At 56.9% G+C, this 18428-nt stretch carries 12 protein-coding genes and 1 riboswitch; of the genes, 7 read left to right on the top strand and 5 right to left on the bottom strand.

Annotated features, from left to right (window positions below):
• Positions 1–83: 83 nt before the first annotated feature.
• On the top strand, positions 84–368 hold the full coding sequence (locus B9A13_RS10145) for a hypothetical protein (RefSeq protein ID WP_084235046.1): 285 nt from the start codon (positions 84–86) through the stop codon (positions 366–368).
• 13 nt (positions 369–381) lie between these two features.
• Here the strand turns inward: B9A13_RS10145 and B9A13_RS10140 are convergent, their stop codons facing one another.
• Positions 382–1224, bottom strand: coding sequence for a prephenate dehydrogenase (locus B9A13_RS10140; RefSeq protein ID WP_084235045.1), 843 nt, complete (start codon positions 1222–1224; stop codon positions 382–384).
• A gap of 7 nt (positions 1225–1231) precedes the next feature.
• Positions 1232–2245, bottom strand: coding sequence for a 3-deoxy-7-phosphoheptulonate synthase (aroF, locus tag B9A13_RS10135; RefSeq protein ID WP_084235044.1), 1014 nt, complete (start codon positions 2243–2245; stop codon positions 1232–1234).
• 457 nt (positions 2246–2702) lie between these two features.
• Here aroF and B9A13_RS10130 point away from each other — a divergent pair, with 457 nt between their 5' ends.
• Together B9A13_RS10130 and B9A13_RS10125 are read left to right on the top strand one after the other, a co-directional pair.
• Positions 2703–4724: an oxidoreductase gene (locus B9A13_RS10130; RefSeq protein WP_084235043.1), complete on the top strand. Its 2022-nt coding sequence runs from the start codon at positions 2703–2705 to the stop codon at positions 4722–4724.
• A gap of 335 nt (positions 4725–5059) precedes the next feature.
• The gene (locus B9A13_RS10125) at positions 5060–5719 is read left to right on the top strand and encodes an HD domain-containing protein (RefSeq protein ID WP_242942836.1); all 660 of its coding nucleotides are present in this window, start codon (positions 5060–5062) and stop codon (positions 5717–5719) included.
• Positions 5720–5934: 215 nt separating this feature from the next.
• On the opposite strand, the gene B9A13_RS10120 is transcribed toward B9A13_RS10125, so the two are convergent.
• The gene (locus B9A13_RS10120) at positions 5935–8844 is read right to left on the bottom strand and encodes a PAS domain S-box protein (protein WP_084235042.1); all 2910 of its coding nucleotides are present in this window, start codon (positions 8842–8844) and stop codon (positions 5935–5937) included.
• Positions 8845–9131: 287 nt separating this feature from the next.
• Here B9A13_RS10120 and amrA point away from each other — a divergent pair, with 287 nt between their 5' ends.
• From amrA to B9A13_RS10100, 4 genes are all read left to right on the top strand, one after another.
• Positions 9132–10517: an AmmeMemoRadiSam system protein A gene (amrA, locus tag B9A13_RS10115; RefSeq protein ID WP_084235041.1), complete on the top strand. Its 1386-nt coding sequence runs from the start codon at positions 9132–9134 to the stop codon at positions 10515–10517.
• Positions 10514–11344, top strand: coding sequence for an AmmeMemoRadiSam system radical SAM enzyme (gene amrS / locus B9A13_RS10110; RefSeq protein ID WP_084235040.1), 831 nt, complete (start codon positions 10514–10516; stop codon positions 11342–11344). The genes amrA and amrS overlap by 4 nt, the downstream gene beginning before the upstream one ends.
• Positions 11345–11482: 138 nt before the next feature.
• Positions 11483–11664: riboswitch (cobalamin riboswitch) on the top strand.
• A 174-nt stretch (positions 11665–11838) separates the two neighbouring features.
• Positions 11839–14556, top strand: coding sequence for an S-layer homology domain-containing protein (locus B9A13_RS10105; RefSeq protein WP_084235039.1), 2718 nt, complete (start codon positions 11839–11841; stop codon positions 14554–14556).
• 705 nt (positions 14557–15261) lie between these two features.
• The gene (locus tag B9A13_RS10100; protein WP_084235038.1) at positions 15262–16647 is read left to right on the top strand and encodes a B12-binding domain-containing radical SAM protein; all 1386 of its coding nucleotides are present in this window, start codon (positions 15262–15264) and stop codon (positions 16645–16647) included.
• Between the two features lie 208 nt (positions 16648–16855).
• Here B9A13_RS10100 and B9A13_RS10095 read toward each other — a convergent pair whose 3' ends face one another.
• Complete coding sequence (locus B9A13_RS10095) at positions 16856–17599, bottom strand: amino acid ABC transporter ATP-binding protein (RefSeq protein ID WP_084235037.1); 744 nt, start codon at positions 17597–17599, stop codon at positions 16856–16858.
• Positions 17596–18357, bottom strand: coding sequence for an amino acid ABC transporter permease (locus B9A13_RS10090; RefSeq protein WP_084235036.1), 762 nt, complete (start codon positions 18355–18357; stop codon positions 17596–17598). The genes B9A13_RS10095 and B9A13_RS10090 overlap by 4 nt, the downstream gene beginning before the upstream one ends.
• Positions 18358–18428 lie beyond the last annotated feature (71 nt).

Here is an 18428-nt window from a genome sequence, read left to right as displayed (position 1 = left end):
TACTATAATCTTTCTGTAGTTTGTCTTCACGGAAGGACCTTTTTCATATCTTATGCCGGGATATCGGCGGAACGGAGTTTTGTATGAGCCTTTTTGAAGCGGGGATGCTGATTTGCTTCGGATTTGCCTGGCCCACGAACATCTACAAATCGGTCAAGTCAAAATCCACCAAAGGAAAAAGCCTGCAGTTTCTGCTCATCATCGAAGTGGGATATGTCTTTGGCATCATTCACAAGATTCTCTACAGCCAGGATATCGTGCTTGTCCTGTATATCCTCAACTTCGTCATGGTCGCCGTTGACACGGCCCTGTACTTCGTAAACCGCAAGCGTGAAAAAGAACTGGAGGCCAAGGAAGCGCAGAACTGACCCTCTTCGTCCGTCATTCCAGGTTCATATGCCGTTTCCGGTCGGAGGAATAGCGGAGCTTTTCCGAAAGGCTTTCCCTGTCGCCCGTTTCCAGGGCCTCCCTATATGCCTTAAGGCTACCCTCCAGCCGGGAAAGCACTCCGGTCAGGGCTCCGGCGTTCAGGGAAAACAGCTCCGTCCAGAGGGGAACGTCCAGGGCGGCCACCCGGGTGCAGTCCCGGAAGCTTCCTCCCTCGAAGCCCCTGCAGCGAAACAAAACGGGGTCGTCGCAGATTGCCACGGCCATGACGTGCATCACCTGGCTGGTGTAGGCGATGATCTCGTCGTGCTCCTCCGGTTTTGTCTGTACCAGGTCCCGGCATCCGATATGCCGGGCGATGCGCTCCATCAGAGCGAGAGCAGAGGGCGTGGTTTTCTCCGATGGCGTAACGATATAGTGCGCCCCCCGGAAAAGCCGCCCGTCCGCGTTTTGAATCCCGCTGGTTTCGCGCCCGGCCATGGGGTGTCCGCCGATAAACTCAACGGTATCCGGAAGGCAGCGGGCGGCCGCAACTATGGCCCCCTTGATTCCCGCCACGTCCGTCACCACGGCGCCGGAGCGGAACTGCCCGGCGTATTTTTCCATAAACCGGATGATCCCCTCCGGGCGCAGGCAGAGGAATACCAGATCCGCCCTTCCCAGCACCGTTTCCGCGTTCTCCGCCGCCTCGTCCACGGCGCCCCGCTCCACAGCGAACCGGAGGGTTTCCGGGTCTGTGTCGACTCCTACCAGGCGGCTGTCTTCAAAGCCACGCAGCGCCATAGCCATGGATCCGCCGATGAGTCCCAGTCCTATAATAACGATGGTTTTTCCCATTTTCGCCTCACAGTTCCCGGCCCACCAGGGCCGCCATTGCCTTGAGCTTCTCCATGAGCGCCTGGAACTGGTCGGGGGTAATGGACTGGGCTCCGTCGCACAGTGCGTTGGGCGGATCGTTGTGCACCTCGATGAGAAGGCCGTCCGCGCCGGCTGCTATGGCGGCGATGGCCATGCTCTCCACCATCCAGGCCCTGCCTGTGGAGTGGGAGGGATCCACCAGCACCGGCAGATGGCTCAGGGACTTGACGGCGGGAATGGCGCTTAAGTCCAGCGTGTTCCGGGTAAAGGTCTCGAAGGTTCGGATCCCCCGCTCGCAGAGGATCACGTTTTCGTTTCCCCCCGCCATGATATATTCCGCGCTCATGAGCCACTCCTCGATGGTGGAGGACATCCCCCGTTTGAGGAGGATGGGCTTCGAGGTCTTTCCCAGCTGCTTGAGCAGGTCGAAATTCTGCATGTTCCGGGCGCCCACCTGGATAACGTCCACGCACATCTCGAACATCTCCACGTTGTCGGTGGACATGATTTCCGTCACGATGGGAAGCCCCGTCTTTTCCCGGGCCTCCTGGAGCATATGGATTCCTTCCTTCTCCAGCCCCTGGAAGGAGTACGGGGAGGACCGGGGTTTGTACGCCCCGCCGCGGAGGGCGCAGGCGCCGGAGCTCTGAACGCTCCTTGCGACCTCCAGGATCTGCTCGTGGCTCTCCACCGAACAGGGCCCCGCGATGATGCCCAGCTTTTTCCCGCCCAGGACGGCATTCCCCACCGGTACAAGGCTGTTGTCGGGATGATATTTCCGGTTGGCCTTCTTATAGGGCTCCGTAACCCGCATAATACGCTCAACCCCGGGCATAAGGGAAATCTTTTCCATGTCCACCGCTGCGGCGTTTCCCTCCGCGCCGAGGATGGTGGTGTCCTGGCCGTGGCTCACCATGACCTTGACGCCCCCGGCCTCCATCTGCTGCTTTACCCCGTCCAGCTCCTGGGCGGTAAAGCCCCGCTTCATTACTACAACCATGCTGATCCGTCCTTTCCGGGTGCTGCCCCGTTGGTTTATACTTATCTGTTCCGCCGGTTTTTACTCTGCCGTTTGGTCAAGGCCATAATAAAAACCGCGGCAACCCTTTACGAGTCGCCGCGGCTGGTTCGCCTTTGAAAGGCGCTTCAGGCGCATCCGGCTGGCTCAGGGCATATAAAATCGGCCGCTCCGTAATAATAGCGGCGGTAGCCCTGATAATAGAACGCGGATACGAACTTCATATTCTGCACCTCACGAACACTTTAACACTTTGTGCCATTAAAGTCAATAGTTTTTGTCTGTCTTTTTTCCCCCGTCCCTCCGGCGGGAACGGCACTTGTCGCTATTGTAAATTTTCTCCCGCCTGTGCATCGCGCTTTCCAAACGGAACTCCCCTGCCGCGGCTGCGGTTTGGCGCGCGGAAACACTGCTGAAATTGAAAGGAAGGATGCTTGCCATGGAATTCAAGAGGCTCTTCTCCCCAATCAACGTCAGGGGCCTGACCCTGAAAAACCGGGTGGTTATGCCCGCCATTCACCATCTCTACACGGACAATGGCTTCGCGACTCCCCGTTTCAACCAATACTACTGGAGAAGGGCCGAGGGCGGCCCCGGTCTCATCATCGTGGGAGGCTGCCGCTTCGACGACTACGGAGGCCCCCTGTCCATGATGAGCCTTCGCACCGACGACACCATCCCCGGCTGGCGGGAATTCACCGACGGGATGCACGCTCGTAACTGCCCTGTGGCGGTGCAGCTCTATCACGCCGGGCGCTATTCCCACAGCAGCTGCGTCCCGGAGGGCAAGCAGGCTCTGGCTCCCTCTGCGGTCTACTCTACCTTCACCAGAGAGACCCCCAAGGAGATAACGAAGGAAGAGATCCGGGAGGTCATCGACAATTGGGCCCAGGGCGCCCGCCGGGCCAAGGAAGCCGGATTTGACGCCGTAGAGATCATAGGGGGCGCCGGCTATCTCATCAGCCAGTTCCTCTCCCCCGTCACCAACCTCCGCACCGACGAATACGGCGGCTCCTGGGAAAACCGCTGCCGCTTTCCCAGGGAAGTGGTCGCCGCGGTCCGCGCCGCCGTGGGGGACTATCCCGTCTTCATGCGCATCGCGGGAAACGACTTCATCCCCGGTTCCAACACCAACGTCCAGGCGGTGGAATTTGCCAAGGTTATGGAGCAGGCGGGAATCGACCTGCTCAACGTCACCGGCGGCTGGCATGAGACAGTAGTCCCCCAGCTCCCGGGAGAACTGCCTGTGGGAGGATTTACCTATCTGGCCGCCGCGGTGAAAAAGGCCGTGAATATTCCCGTCATGGCCTGCAATCGGATTAACGACCCTGTGATCGCGGAGGAAACCCTGGCGCTGGAACGGGGCGATCTTATCGGCGTCGGCCGTCCCATGATTGCGGACCCGGACTGGTGCAGAAAAGCCCGGGAAGGAAACACCCGTCTCATCCGCCGCTGCGTCGCCTGCAACCAGGGGTGCCTTGCCAAGACCTTCTTCAACAAATCCGTAGAGTGCCTGGTGAACGGGACGGCGGGACGGGAATATCTCATCGACGAGAACGTCAGGACGCAGTCTCCGAAAAAGGTCCTTGTAATCGGCGGCGGCCCCGGCGGCTGCGAGTTCGCCCTCCGGGCAAAAAGGGCCGGCCATTTTGTCACTCTTTGGGAAAAATCGTCCCGCCTGGGAGGTCAGCTGCATCTGGTCATGATGCCGCCCTCCAAGGGGGAGTTTATCCACCTCATCGAATACTATGAAGCCATGCTGGCCGAGTGCGGCGTCAAAGTGGAACTGTGCAAAGAGGGAACTCCGGAAAACATAGAGGCGGCCGGATTCGACGCGGTGGTGATCGCCTCCGGCGTGATCCCCAACACCTTGACCCTCCCGGGCGACACCTCGGGCATCGACGTGTGCACCGCCGCGGCTGTTCTGGCCGGAGAGTGCATGCCGGGGAAAAACGTCGTTGTGGTGGGCGGCGGCTCGGTGGGCTGTGAAACGGCCCAGTATCTGGCCCACAGGGGTTCCATCTCTCCCGAGGAACTCTATTTCCTGACGGTACATAGGGCCGAAACGCCGGAAAAAATCGACTACATGGTCAATCACAGCGACCGCGCCGTCACCATCATCGAAATCGCAAAGCGCATCGGCGCGGGCTTCGAGCTGGGAACGGGGTGGCCCATCTTCAAGGATCTTAAACGTTTGAACGTCAGGCAGCACGCCCTGACAAAAATTACGGATATCCGGAATCAGACGGTATACGCCCAGATGGAAAAGGACGGGGCGGTTACAAATCTGGAAATTCCCTGCGATACGATCGTACTGGCCGTGGGTTCCCATCCGGACAACGCGCTGTATGAGTCTCTGAAAGATCGCCTGCCCCGGGTGTACGCCCTCGGCGACTCCAAAAAGGTGGGCAAGGTGCAGGACGCCATCCAGGACGCCGTAGACCTCGCCGCAAGGATTTAACCTTTAATCGAACCGGCGCGGCAGCCGGGTCCTTTCTGACGACAAAAACGCGCCCGGTTTCCGTCTGGATCCGGGCGCGTTTTCGTCTGCTGCGTGATGAAATCGACTTTGCTCCGGTTCAAACCCGTCTTATACTAGACTTCAAGAAAAATGTCGATACAACAATTGAGGATGTTTTGCATCCCGCATGCAGGAACCCAGACCGATTTTTATCATTGGGTTCATCGCATATCAGTATTCATTTGGTATACTATAAGGAAAGAAACGAAGGGCGCATCGTCGAGGCAGTTTTTGCCCGGCACCGGGCCCGGATGGAAACCGGAGGCAGAATGCTCTTGGAAAAAGTCAGTGAAAGTGATCGGAAAGCCTTTGATATGCTGGACGCCCATCTGACGGCGGATACGCGGCCTTCCCGCTTTATCGCCGGCTCCGCCTTTGCGCCCTCGCTGGAAAGTCCCGCTTTTTCCGCCCTGTCCCGGCTGAAAGGGACCCTTCAGCCTCCGGCGCACCATCCCGAAGGGGACGCCTGGAGCCATACCCTGCTGGTGGTGGACGAAGCCGCCGCGGTAAAGGAGTGGAGCACTTCGCCCCGGGCCTTTATGTGGGCGGCCTTGCTCCACGATATTGGAAAACCCGGAACCACCCAGATCCGCAGGGGAAAAATCACCTCTTACGGTCACGATGTCCTCGGAGCGCGCATGGCGCGGGAATTCCTCTCCCGGTTTTCCATGGAAAAAGAGCCGGCGGAGAAAATCCGCGCCCTGGTCCGCTGGCACATGCAGCCGCTTTTTGTGATAAAAGGGCTCCCTTTCGCGGACATCGGGCAAATGAAAAAAGAAACTCCCGTCCTGGACGTGGCCCTTCTGAGTCTCTGCGACAGACTTGGCCGGCTGGGGGCGGACCGGGCTGCGGAAGAAGATACGATCCGCCGGTTTCTGTTCTGTTGCGGGGAAACTCCCCAGCGTCTTCCGGATAACATCTTCCGTTCCGGTTAGGTTATACCCGTCCGGGGGTTCAGGCTCCCGCCGGTGAAAAGCTTTACGAATTTTCCGTGACTGGAATCACATAGTATAAAACTAAAATGCCATGCGAAAAGAAATGCATGGCATTTCTTCCCTCATACCCATCGGAAAACAAGTTTTTTCGACGAACGCAGGAACCGCCGGTAAAACCGGCGGTTCCTGCCAAAATACCGTTCACTTATTCCCATTTACGATTCTGCTCGGACTTCTTTATGTGTGTCGTCGGCCTGCATCCGGATCTGCCGGACGAAAGCCTTGACGATCTCCGGATCAAACTGCGTTCCGGCGTTTCTCTCCAGCTCGGCGATGGCCTCCTCCCGGCTCATGGCGGCGCGGTAAGGTTTATTGTGCGTCATCGCCTCATAGGAATCCACCACGGCCATCACCCTGGACAATAGCGGAATATCTTCGCCGGCCAGGCCCTGGGGATAACCGCTTCCGTCCCACCGTTCGTGATGGCTGAGGATGAAGTCCGCGATATGCTTGAGCTCCGGGGAGGCCTGGGCGATTCTGTAACCCACCTCCGGATGCTTCTTCAGCTGATACCATTCGTCTTCCGTGAGTTTTCCCGGTTTAAATAAAACGTCCTCGTCGATGCTGATCTTCCCGATATCGTGAATGGAAGAAAGAAGCTCCAGCTCGTTGAGCTGGTATTCCGAAAGTCCTAAAGCCTTCCCCAGTGATTCGGAAAGGTCCTTGATCCTCCCGGCCTCTTCTTCCGTTTCGTGGCTCTTCTCATGCATGGCCGTCCGGATGGACGCGATGATGGAGCCGTGCAGGCTTTTGTGCTCCAGCAGTTTCCGCTTGTACATGTATTCTTCCGCCGTCTTGATAACGGCTTCAAAGGATTCCTCCTTTAAAACCTTGGTCGCGTGCCCCAAAGATATGCTGGTGAAATAAATACCCGTTTCGGGGTTCGCGGCGGTTTCACCGCACATGGCTTCGATTCTTTCAAGAATGGCATGGGCCTCTTCACCGGTGGTCTGAGGAAGAAGGATACTGAACTCGTCGCCCCCGGTCCTCGCCACGATGTCTTCTTTTCTTGTGCAGAGCTTTAGTATCCGGGCGATTTCCACCAACATTTTATCCCCTTCGGCATGTCCGAAGGCGTCGTTGATCAGCTTCAGTCCATTGATATCTCCGATGATGACGGAAAGAGGCAGCTGACGCGGCGTGTCCAGCCGCTTTTGCTCTTCGTCGAAGAACGCCCGGTTATACAGATCTGTCAGCACATCGTGATAATAGAGATAATAGATTTGTTCTTCCCGCTGCTTCCGCTCCGTGATGTCCTGCCCGTTGATGAGGACCCCTTGTATATTTTTGTCCTCCAGAAGATTGGTCGCGGCGATCTCCATGGGTCGGTATGCCCCGTCCCTGCACAGATATTGAAGTTCCAGCGTATTGCAGCTTCCCGCTTTTTGTTCCAGCAGCCCCAGGAAAATGCCCTCCAGGTTTTTTTCCTCGTCGGGATGAAGAAAAACCCTGATGTCTTTCCCCACAATATCCTCCGCATTCCAGCCGCACCGTGTACCGAGGTTCGGGCTGCAGTAGGTTGCCTTGAACTGTCTGTCAACGATGAGGATCACGTCCGAAATGTTGGCCACCATGGTCCTGTGTTTTGCCTCGCTTGCCTCCAGCGCTTCCTCGGTTCTTGCCTGCTCAGAGATGTCCTCCAGCATCCACAGGATCAAGCCGTCCCCCACGTCACCGGTATGAACTTGGATTCTGGTCTGCCTGATCCAGATCATCGAACCGTCGGGCCGGCGAAGCTTCTTTCTTCCGTGACTGCCGGGACTGCTTTTTTCAGGTGGTTCCTCCTTGGTTTCCCCGGATAAAATCTCCTCTACAATGAGGCGTTCCGCCCCTTCTTTCCCCAGTTCTGCCTCTGTTCTTCCTGTAATTTCCCGGAGTTTCCCATTGGAGCAGAAAAAGCGTCCGGAAGAGGAATCGGCGATGCCGATTCCAACGGGCGCCTGCTGGAATACGGCGGCAAACTGCAGCTGAGAAACCCTCAGTTCCTCTTCGATCCGCCGAAGCGCCGTTATGTCCAGTACCACACCCAGTATTTTTTCCGGCGCCCCGTCTTTATTCCGCTCCAGGGAAGCAAAAGCATGAACGATTCTTTCTTTTTCGCCCTCGGCGGGCTGGATACGGTATTCAAGGTCGCAGGTTTCGCCCTTGTCCAGAAGCCATGTCAGGGCGCGGTCAAATTTCCCTCGGTCCTCCGCATGAATGGAATTCCGGATCTCATCTTTGGTAATCGGATATTTCTCGCCCTTCAAATTCAAAATCCGGCGTGCTTCCTCGGAAACCACGGCCTGTCCGCTGTAAATATCCGCTTCCCAGCTTCCCATATGGGCGATGGCCTGCGCCTTTTTTAACCCGTCTTCACTTTCCTTCAATGCCGCTTCGGCCAGTTTCCTGTCCGTGATATCCTGTATGATGATCAGGAGATATCGGCCGGTATCTTTGACATTCGGAAACGGGAGAACCGACAAATCGGTCCAGATCGAGCTTCCGTCTTTTCGGAAAAGGAGCTGCTCCTTGCTGGCCGCCCTGTCCTCCGGTCCCGGAGGAGTCCTGAAGAAGGTTTCCGCAGCCTCCCGCTCTCCCGGGAACGTCAGATCCATTAAAGGCATGTCCCTGAGCTCGTCTTCCGTATACCCCAGGATATGTCTGAACTTGACGTTGGCTTTCAGAATCCGGCCTTCTGCGGAAACAAAACAAATTCCAAAGGACAAAGGATCAAACAGGATCCGAAATACCGGGTCCTGATCTTTCAGAAATTTCTGTGCAATACTCAGGTCAAAGTCATGTTGTATCGCTTCACCGCATAGATCAAGCTGTCTGTCCGAAATAGCACCGGTTAAGGCCGAACCGTCCGGATCTGATGGTTTCTCCGCGGGCTCTTTCGTATCTAAAATCACCAAGAGGATTGCGGTTCCCGCCACGGCAGCAATTGTCATGGCCAAAAGAATACCCTGCATAAAAGAATTTTTAATTCCTCCGGCATTTAAGAACACCATGGTCAGCAGCATGACAAGGCTCACCAGCAGACCGGTGAGGACGATGGACAGCCGGGTGTTCTTTCTGGACAACAGTACTCACCTCCTGCTTTCTGACAACGCGTTAATGATATTCTATTATACTTGACCCCGGCGCATTATGCAACGGGTGATTCCCTGCGGGCAATTCGACCGCATTTTTTACCCTTTGCTGCGGTATAATACCGCAAAACAGCTGTTATACCGGCACTAACGGCGCGGTTTGCTCCCGCCCTTCGGCCGGAACCGCAAACGATGCCATATACCACGAAACGCTTCGCGTTTGTGGTATAATAGAGAGAGAAAAAAGCGTCGCATCATTGTGGAAAGGAGTGTGTCGCATGTCCGTTATCAGCGCGTATATCGTACCGCATCCTCCCATCATTCTTCCGGCTGTGGGCAGGGGAGAAGAGAAAAAAATCCAAAAAACAGCAGATTCTTTTAGGATGGTTTCCCGGAAAATTTCAGAAGTCAAGCCGGAAACCGTCGTGGTGATTTCTCCTCATTCCGTAATGTACCGGGATTACATTCATATTTCCCCCGGCCCCTCGGCGTCCGGGGACTTTGGGCAATTCGGCGCGCCTCAGGTTTCCGTGAAAAAGGATTATGACATGGAATTTGTAAGTGCCCTGGTGCGGGAAGCGGAAAGCGCGGGGATATCCGCCGGCACGGAGGGAGAACGGGACCGTTCTTTGGATCACGGAGTTTTGGTTCCGCTCTGCTTTCTGGAACAGCAGTACAGAAGCTACCGGATCGTTCGCGTCTCCCTGTCGGGGCTTCCCCTGTCCGATCATTATGTCTTTGGAACATGCATCACAAAAGCGGCGGAGCGGCTCGGGCGGAAGACCGTGATTTTGGCCAGCGGCGATCTTTCCCACCGTCTGAAGGAGGACGGGCCTTACGGTCTTTCGCCCGAAGGGCCTGTATTCGACGCGGAAGTCACGGCCGCCATGAAAACCGCCGATTTTTCCCGTTTCCTGCGTTTTAACGCGGCTTTCTGCGAATCGGCGGCGGAATGCGGCCTGCGCTCCTTTGTTGAAATGGCGGGCGCCCTGGACGGAAAAGCCGTAGAATCCGAGTTTTTATCCTACGAAGGTCCCTTTGGCGTCGGCTACGCCCTGTGCTGCTATACCGTAACGGGAGACGCGGAGGACCGCCGGTTTCTTCAGCTCCGGAGTGAGGAGCGCAAAGAACGCCCGCCGGAGAAAAAAGCGGGCGGGGACCCCTATGTGAATCTGGCCAGGGAATCTCTGGAGACCAGGGTCCGAACGGGAAAAAGTCTTCCGCGGCCCGCGAGCCTGCCGGAGCAAATGCTGAAAAACAGAGCGGGCGTCTTTGTCTCTCTGAAAAAGGAAGGTCGCCTCAGGGGCTGTATCGGGACCATCTCCCCCGCCGCCCCCTGCGTGGCGGACGAGATCATCCGCAACGCCGTATCCGCAGGCCTTGAGGACCCCAGGTTCGATCCGGTCCGTGCCGAAGAGCTGCCGGAGCTCACCTACAGCGTGGATGTGCTGCAAAAGCCGGAACCGATCTCATCCCCGGACGAGCTGGATGTGAAGCGGTACGGCGTCATTGTAAGCCGGGGCTGGCGCCGGGGCCTGCTTCTGCCCAACCTGGAGGGAGTGGATACGCCGGGCGATCAGATTTCCATCGCCCTGCAAAAGGCCGGGATCTCCCCCCGGGAGGCTTTCTCCATGGAACGCTTCGAGGTGGTGAGGCACAAATGAGCAGCATAACGTGCCCCATCTGTCCCCACGGCTGCCGGCTGGAGGAAGGGCGGACGGGGTTCTGCGGGGCCAGGAGCAACCGGGGCGGGGAAATTCGCTGCTTAAACTACGGGCAGATTACTTCCCTTTCTTTGGACCCCATTGAGAAAAAGCCTCTCCGTCGCTTTTATCCCGGCAGCCGGATTCTGTCCGCGGGAAGCTACGGCTGCAATCTCCGCTGCCCCTGGTGCCAGAATTATGAGATTTCCTCGGCGGACTCGGGGCGCCTGCGCGCCGTCTCCCTCACCCCGGAAGAGCTGGTCTCCCGCGCCCTCTCCCTTCGCTCCCAGGGAAACATCGGGCTTGCCTATACCTATAACGAGCCGCTGATTGGTTACGAATTCGTTCGGGATTGTTCGCTTCTCATCGAAAAAGAGGGTCTGAAAAACGTACTCGTCACCAACGGGTATATAAACGAGGCACCCCTGCGGGAGCTTCTGCCCCATATTCACGCCCTGAACATCGACCTGAAGAGCTTTTCCCCGGCATTTTACCGGAGGCTGCGGGGGAATGTGGAAACCGTGAAAAACAGCATCGCCGCCGCCTCGGAATGCAGCCATGTGGAGGTCACCCTGCTGGTCATCCCCGGGGAAAACGACTCTCCGGAAGAAATGCGGAGTTTGTCCTCCTGGCTGGCCTCCGTAGACCCCCGCATCCCTCTCCACGTCACCCGCTTCTTTCCCCGCTACCATATGACGGACCGGCCCGCCACCTCCGTGGACACCGTATACTCCCTCGCCCGGATCGCCCGGGAAAAGCTGGAGTACGTCTACGAAGGCAACTGCTGAGCATCTCCCCGATTTTTGTATATTCCGGATACCCGCGCAATTTCTCTTGCTTTGGAAAAAGATTCCGGTTATAATATAGACACCCCATCGCCGCGGGTGTCCTCCTGCCTCGCTGCAGACATCCGGCCGGCGGAGAAAACTAAATATCGCTCGTCAGGTGCGGATTTTACGATCCGTGAAAAGGGAAACGGGTGAAACGCCCGTGCGGTCCCGCCGCTGTATGGGACGAGCTGCGCAGCATCATGCCGCCGGTATACCGGGAAGGCGCTGCGCCGCGACGACTCCCGAGCCAGAAGACCTGCCTGACGGCAAACACCGCAGACTCTACGGAAGATAGAGGGTGTGAGGCTTGGCTCTGCCGCCGGCGGAAGCCGCTTTCTCTCCTGTCCCCCCGTGGGACAAGGAGAGTTTTATTTGCGGCTGAACGCCCGCCGGATAGGTCTGACCTTTCTCTGTCCGGCCGTGTGAAAATCAAATGCAAAGGTTGGGATGGTATGAAAAAAACACTGTGCAAATCGGGCCTCAGTCTGTTTCTCGTTCTGCTTCTGGTCCTCTCTCCCCTTTCCCTCTCCGCCCGTGCGGCATCCTTTACGGATTCCGACTATGCCGCCGCCGTCGACACCACGGCAAATACATACAAGGATTCCTATTCGGGGCCCTCGGACTCCATTTTTCCCTGGCTCATCATGACCCTGGGCCGCAGCGACGCGAAGTTTTCCACCACTTATCTCGCTTCGGCCGCCACGCGCACCTTCTATTATGACCAGCTGGACGTCGTCGAGGCCGGAACCAGCGCCAGCGGCATCGCCAAGGCTATTCTGGCCCTGTCCGCCATGGGCTTTGACGCGACCGCGCTGGACACCAACGGCGCCGGAGCCACCATAGACGCGGTAGGCACCCTGCTTCATCTGGAGGATGGCAGTTTCCAAAGCGCCGACAACAGCGAAATATACGTTAATACCCTCTGCTATGCGCTTCTGGCCCTGGACTGCGGGGCGTATCCCGACACGGCTATGAGCTGGGATTATGCCCTGAGCCAGATGGTGGACACCGCGGTACAGAACCGGGAACATCTTAAAGACGCAATTTTGGATGCTCAGGATTCCGGTGGCGGCTGGGCCTGGGATGGGGGCAGCAACGTGGATACCAACACCACCGCCGTGGCCGTTACGGCCCTTGCGCCCTATTATAGCGGGGATGCCGGCGTCGAGGCCGCGGTGAATAAAGCTTTAGCCTGGCTGAAAACCCAGTATCTGCCCGCCGGATTTGGGTATATTTCCGATTACGGCGCCGACGCCAGCTCCACCGCTCTGGTGATCCTGGCTCTTCTTTCCATGGGCACGGACCCCTGCACCTATGAATACGCCGTCGGTTCCGCCGCCGACCTCATGGAGGCTCTCATGGCCTTCCGGGGCGACGCCGGCATGATCGGAGCGGACAACAACGCTTTCTACAACGAGCAGGGCGCCCGGGCCGTCCTGGCCTACCGGGAATTTCTGGGCTTGACGACAACAGCTCCCGTCCGGTACTACATCTTCGGCAATTACGCCACGGACTTTAACGCAAACCTCTTTATTCTCAGCGACGGTACCGGCGGCGGCTCCGGGGAAACTCAGGTAAACTCCAGATCCGCCTCCGTGCGCATCGAGAGCGGGGACGCCACCCTTCTTCCCAAGACCTCCGTCACCGTCACCAACCAGAGCCCCGACCTTTCCCCTTACGGCCTTACATATGATTACCTCATTCCCAGCGCCATGCATGCCATGGTCTCGGCCATGGCCTCCCGCGGCCTTTCGGTTTCCTCTCCGGACTTTATGGCCGCGGGCGGCTACATCACGGTCATCGGCGGGCTTGCCGCCAGCGATACCGCTCCCAGATCCTACTGGAGCTTTTACATCAATAATCAGGCGGCCACCCTGGGAGCCGCCAACTATGCCCTGGTTAACGGCGACTCGGTGGTTTTCTATCTGGCTTCCTGCGACGACAACTGGAGCATTATAAACCGGTATGCCTATTTTATCCAGGAAAGCCTCTCCTGCCTCACCGGGCAGAACGTATCCCTCACTTTGCTGGACGAAACAGGCAATGCCGTTTCCGGCGCAGAGCTTCTGGTGAGCACCGCCGGAGGCTCCTCCGCCGAAACCGCCACGGATATTATCACCGATGAAAACGGGCAGGCCTCCCTTTCCTTCTCCGGCGCCGGAACCTATCTGGTCTCGGCCCAAAAGATTGTGGATTCGGTAAACACCATCTCCCGGCCCTACTGCAGGGTCTCCGTCTCGGAGCCCTACGTCCCGTCCTACATTAACGTGACCCTCTCGGTCACCGGGGTGAACGGTATTCTCCTCTCCTCCCGCACCGTCACCGTCGCCGAAGGCTCCTCCGCCTTCGATGCTCTCCATTCCGCTCTTTCCGCGGCGGGCGTCGACCTGGAGTACACCGGCAGCGGTTCCACCGCCTACGTGGTTTCCATCGGGGGCCTTGCCGCCTTCGATTACGGAGACAACAGCGGCTGGCTCTACTTCGTCAACGGGGTCGCCCCCTCCGTGGGCTGCGGCGCCTATACCCTCAGCGCCGGGGACACGGTGGAGTTCCGCTACACCGAGGACTGGCAGGCGGGTTCCTCCGCCGCGGGCGGCGAAGAGGAGGAAACCTCTATTGACGCGGACGCCGTGCTATCGCCCTTCGCCGACGGAGACTCCGTTTCCTCCTGGGCAAGGGAAGGCATGGCCCGTGCGGTCTCTCTGGAAATTCTTCGTGGGGACGACACGGGAGCCATCCGGCCCCAGGACGCCGTCACCCGGGGCGAGTTCTGCGCCATGCTCCTTCGCACCCTGGGCTGGGCGGTTCCGGACACCTATTCTCCCCGGTTCTCCGACGCGACCGAACAGGATTGGTACTGGCCCTGGGTCCAGGCGGCGGCCGACATGGGAATCATCACCGGGACCGGTGGCGGGCATTTCCGGCCCGGCGACCCTGTGACCCGTCAGGATATGGCGGTGATGCTCTCCCGGGCCTTCGCCGTTGAAAACGGGGATACCCCTACCGTCTTCTCCGATCGGGACGAGGCCTCGGCTTATGCTTTGGATGCCGTTGAAGCCCTCGCCTCCGCGGGGCTCATGGAGGGAAACGGGGAAGAGTTTCTGCCTCTGGCCTCCGCCACCCGGGAAATGGCCGCTGTTGTCCTGGTCCGCTGTCTTGACAGGGACTGAGCCTGTCCGGGATACGGCTCCGTGCGCGATAGGAGATTAAAATCTTCGAAACAGCATGGGGCTGCTGCATGATTCACAAAATGCACAATAGCACTGATATTTTAATGGTATTCCCCCCGCCGCCGGCGGGGGGAATACCATTAAAATTGTGAAATACGTGCATTTTTCAACAGCCCCTTTATAACGCGGCCAAAGCCTCAAAACTTTTACCGGCGGCGGGAAAACTAAATATGATTTTATGAGGAGCTGCTTCTCGGAAAATACCCGAATATCCGTTCAGCCGGAATCAATCCTACGATTTTTTCAGGCTGAAAGCTGTTTCACTTACATTTCGGTGCTTTTCGGATGTTCTGGTGCTTTTACTCCCGTTCATCGCCCTTGAATATTTCTCTGTTGGGAACTAAAATAAACTCGGTGTAATCTGGAAGATTCTTCCGGTGAATCGGGCTTATGGGCTGCAGACCTTGCCCTTCCTCTCCTTATCTGAAATTTCCGGTATCCCACTTTTCCTGATAGGGGTCCGGGTGGGGCAATAGATTCCATCAGACGGAAGAATGGAATCTTGCGTCTTGTATACAAATACCAAAAAATGATTTCCGGGCCTGTCTCGCAAAGGTTTAATTTTAGTAAAAGCAGCCCATACTACAAATTGTGGAAAGGCAAAACCAATCGTCTTTCTTCCCAAACCGAAAGGGGCTGTCAAACATGAAAATCGTTTTTATCACTCCTGCCAGCGGTATGCGCAGGTTCGCCCTGTACCGTTTGGGCAATAACTTGTATGGGCACCCCAATTCTATTACGGGGCCTTTGATACTTGGACATATCCTAAAAAACGCGGGGCATGAAGTGGAGGTCTACGAAGAGCTCTATGACGACCTTCCCTTTGAAAAGATTGCCGGAGCGGATGTTTACTGTCTGTATACCATGACCTCCAGCGCGCCCCGCGCTTATTTTCTCGCCGATCGCATTCACAGGGAATTCCGTGCCCGTGTTCTCATCGGGGGAATCCATGCCTCCGCGCTTCCGGAGGAGGCGGCGGAGCACGCCGATCAGGTGATTGTGGGCGAAGGGGAATCCGTCATTCTGGACGTGGTGGAGGGACGGGTGACGGATCAGATCGTACGCGCCGAATGCACTAAGGACCTGGACTCCATCCCCTTCCCCGATTATTCTTTGCTGAAAACCCGCTGTGAGGCAGCTAACGTGATGTCTACCCGGGGCTGTCCCTTCCGCTGTTCCTTCTGCACCACCTCCCGCATGTTCCATCCGTACCGGAAACGGAGTGTGGAAAGCGTCATTCAGGAGCTTCGCTACTATAAAAAACTGGGCTTTAAGTATATGAATTTTGAAGACGACAATTTTACCGCGGACAGGGAGCGCGCCAAAGAAATCTGCCGGCGCATGATCGCGGAAAACCTCGTCTTCCGGGAGACCTTCTTTTTCGGCCGGACGGATCTTGCCGGCGACGAGGAAATGCTGGAGCTGCTGCAGCGGGCTCATCTCTCCCGTGTCCTGGTGGGAATCGAATCCCTCAACCAGGCGTCTTTGGATCTCATCAACAAACACCAGAAGATTTCCGACATCCGGCGGTGCGCCGCGGCCCTTTCCCGCCATAAGATCCGCCTGATCGCGAGCCTTGTTTTGGGTATCGACACGGACTGCGCGGAGGATATCCGAAACGGCGTGCAGTTTGCCAAGTCCATCAACGCCTATCAGCTGCAGCCCGCAGTCATGACGCCCTTTCCGGGGACGCCGGTATATGATCAGCTGGAAAAACAAAACCGTATGCTCACCCACGAATGGAGCCTCTTCGATATGCTCAACGTCACCTTTATCCCTAACCACCTCTCCCCCTGGGCGCTGCAGAAGGAATTTTTTCGGGCCGTCAGACAATTCTACTCTTTTTTATCTTCTTTTAAAATTATGCGGATATTCGGGCTTCAATATGGACTGCGGCGGCTGGGTCTGTGCTTTCTGATGCATCTCGGCATGCCCTTCGCGTATGGTATCGCCTATGTTGGCAAAAATACGCATTATTATAAGCTTAAGCACATGGAAAAAAAGCCCGAAATAGCCGCCAATCCCACCTGATAATATTATCCAATAAAAAGATCAAACAAGATAGTACGGTTGTCCCCCCGCCTCCGGCGGGGGGACAACCGTACTATCTTGTTTGCTGTATCGACATTTTATTGGAGTCCAGTATAAAAAAATGCCAGGATGTCGCTTTGCTATCATAAAAGGACCGCGTCAGCCGAAACAATTCGGCTGGCGCGGTCCTTTTATGGAAAATATATCGTTATTTTTCGCTGAGGATCCGGGTTAAAAACATCTTCGTGCGCTCCAGCTTGGGATTACCGAAAATTACCTCGGGGGGGCCCTCTTCGGCGATGACTCCGTCGTCCATAAACACCACCCGGTCGGCCACTTCCCGGGCGAAGGCCATCTCATGGGTTACGATGATCATGGTCAGGCCGCTTTCAGCCAGATCCCGCATGACTTTCAGCACCTCGCCCACCATTTCAGGATCCAGTGCGCTGGTAGGCTCGTCAAAGAGCATGGCCTCCGGCTCCATGGACAGGGCCCGGGCGATGGCCACCCGCTGCTTCTGCCCGCCGGAAATCTGCCGGGGCTTGGCGTCTACATACTGGTCCATCCCTACCCGCTGCAGAAAGGAAACGGCGGTTTTTTCCGCTTCGGCCCTCTCTTTGCCCAGCACCTTCACCTGACCTACCACGCAGTTTTCCAGCACCGTCATGTTGCTGAAAAGATTGAACTGCTGAAATACCATTCCAAGCCTCGCCCTGTATTTGGCGGGGTTCATTCCTTTTTCCAGGACGTTCTCTCCGTGGAATAAAATCTGTCCGCCGGTGGGATATTCCAGCAGGTTGATGCACCGCAGGAGGGTTGACTTTCCGGATCCGCTGGCTCCGATCACGCAGACCACCTCGCCCCGGTTGACGGAGAAGTCGATATTTTTTAAAACCTCGTTTCGGCCGAAGGTCTTTTTCAGGCCGCACACCTGAACCACGGGGGTGCTCATATCTCCACCCCTCCTTCCGCCTTCTCCTCCTTGGTAATCGGACGCATTTCATAGCTGTCCGGCCCGTCCAGCCTGCGCTCGATGAGCCGCAGGATGCGCGTCACGGTAAAAGTCAGGATCAGATAGATGACGCAGGTAATGAAGAACGGCTCAAAGGTCCGATAGATGGCTCCCTTAATGGAGTTGGTCATGAAGAACAGCTCGGAAACCATGATGGCGCTGAGGACCGATGTGTCCTTGATATTGATGACGAACTCGTTCCCCGTGGCTGGCAGAATGTTTCGGATGGCCTGGGGGAGAATGACGCTCAGCATGGTCTGGGTATGATTCATCCCGATGGACTGGGCGGCCTCGTACTGGCCCCTGTCGATGGACTCGATTCCGCCCCGGGCGATTTCAGCCATATAGGCACCCGTGTTGATGGATACCACCAGAATTCCCGCCGTGATGGGGGCCAGATCGATCTGAAACGCCTCCATCAGCCCATAATACACCAAAATGCCCTGCACCATCATGGGCGTGCCCCGGAACACCTCTATGTAGACAGACAGCAGGATGTTCACAAACCGCATTGCGCCCCGCTTCACCAGCGGGTCTCCCGGATTTTTCGGTATGGTTCGCAGCACCGCTACTAAAAGCCCGATGGCAAATCCCACGACCGTGCCGGTAATGGAGATCAGCAGCGTGTTCCGTGTTCCCACGAGAAGCCACATGCCGTACCTGTCTATAATTCGGAATACCCAGTCCCAGAAGCCCATTCCGGTTCACCCCAGTATATTAATGGTATCAAAAAGACGTCTCCTGCAAAATATGCTTTCGCAGGAGACGG

Source organism: Papillibacter cinnamivorans DSM 12816 (assembly GCF_900176335.1).
GTDB classification, from domain to species: Bacteria; Bacillota; Clostridia; order Oscillospirales; family Oscillospiraceae; genus Papillibacter; species Papillibacter cinnamivorans.
This window is presented reverse-complemented; position numbering and strand designations above follow the sequence as displayed.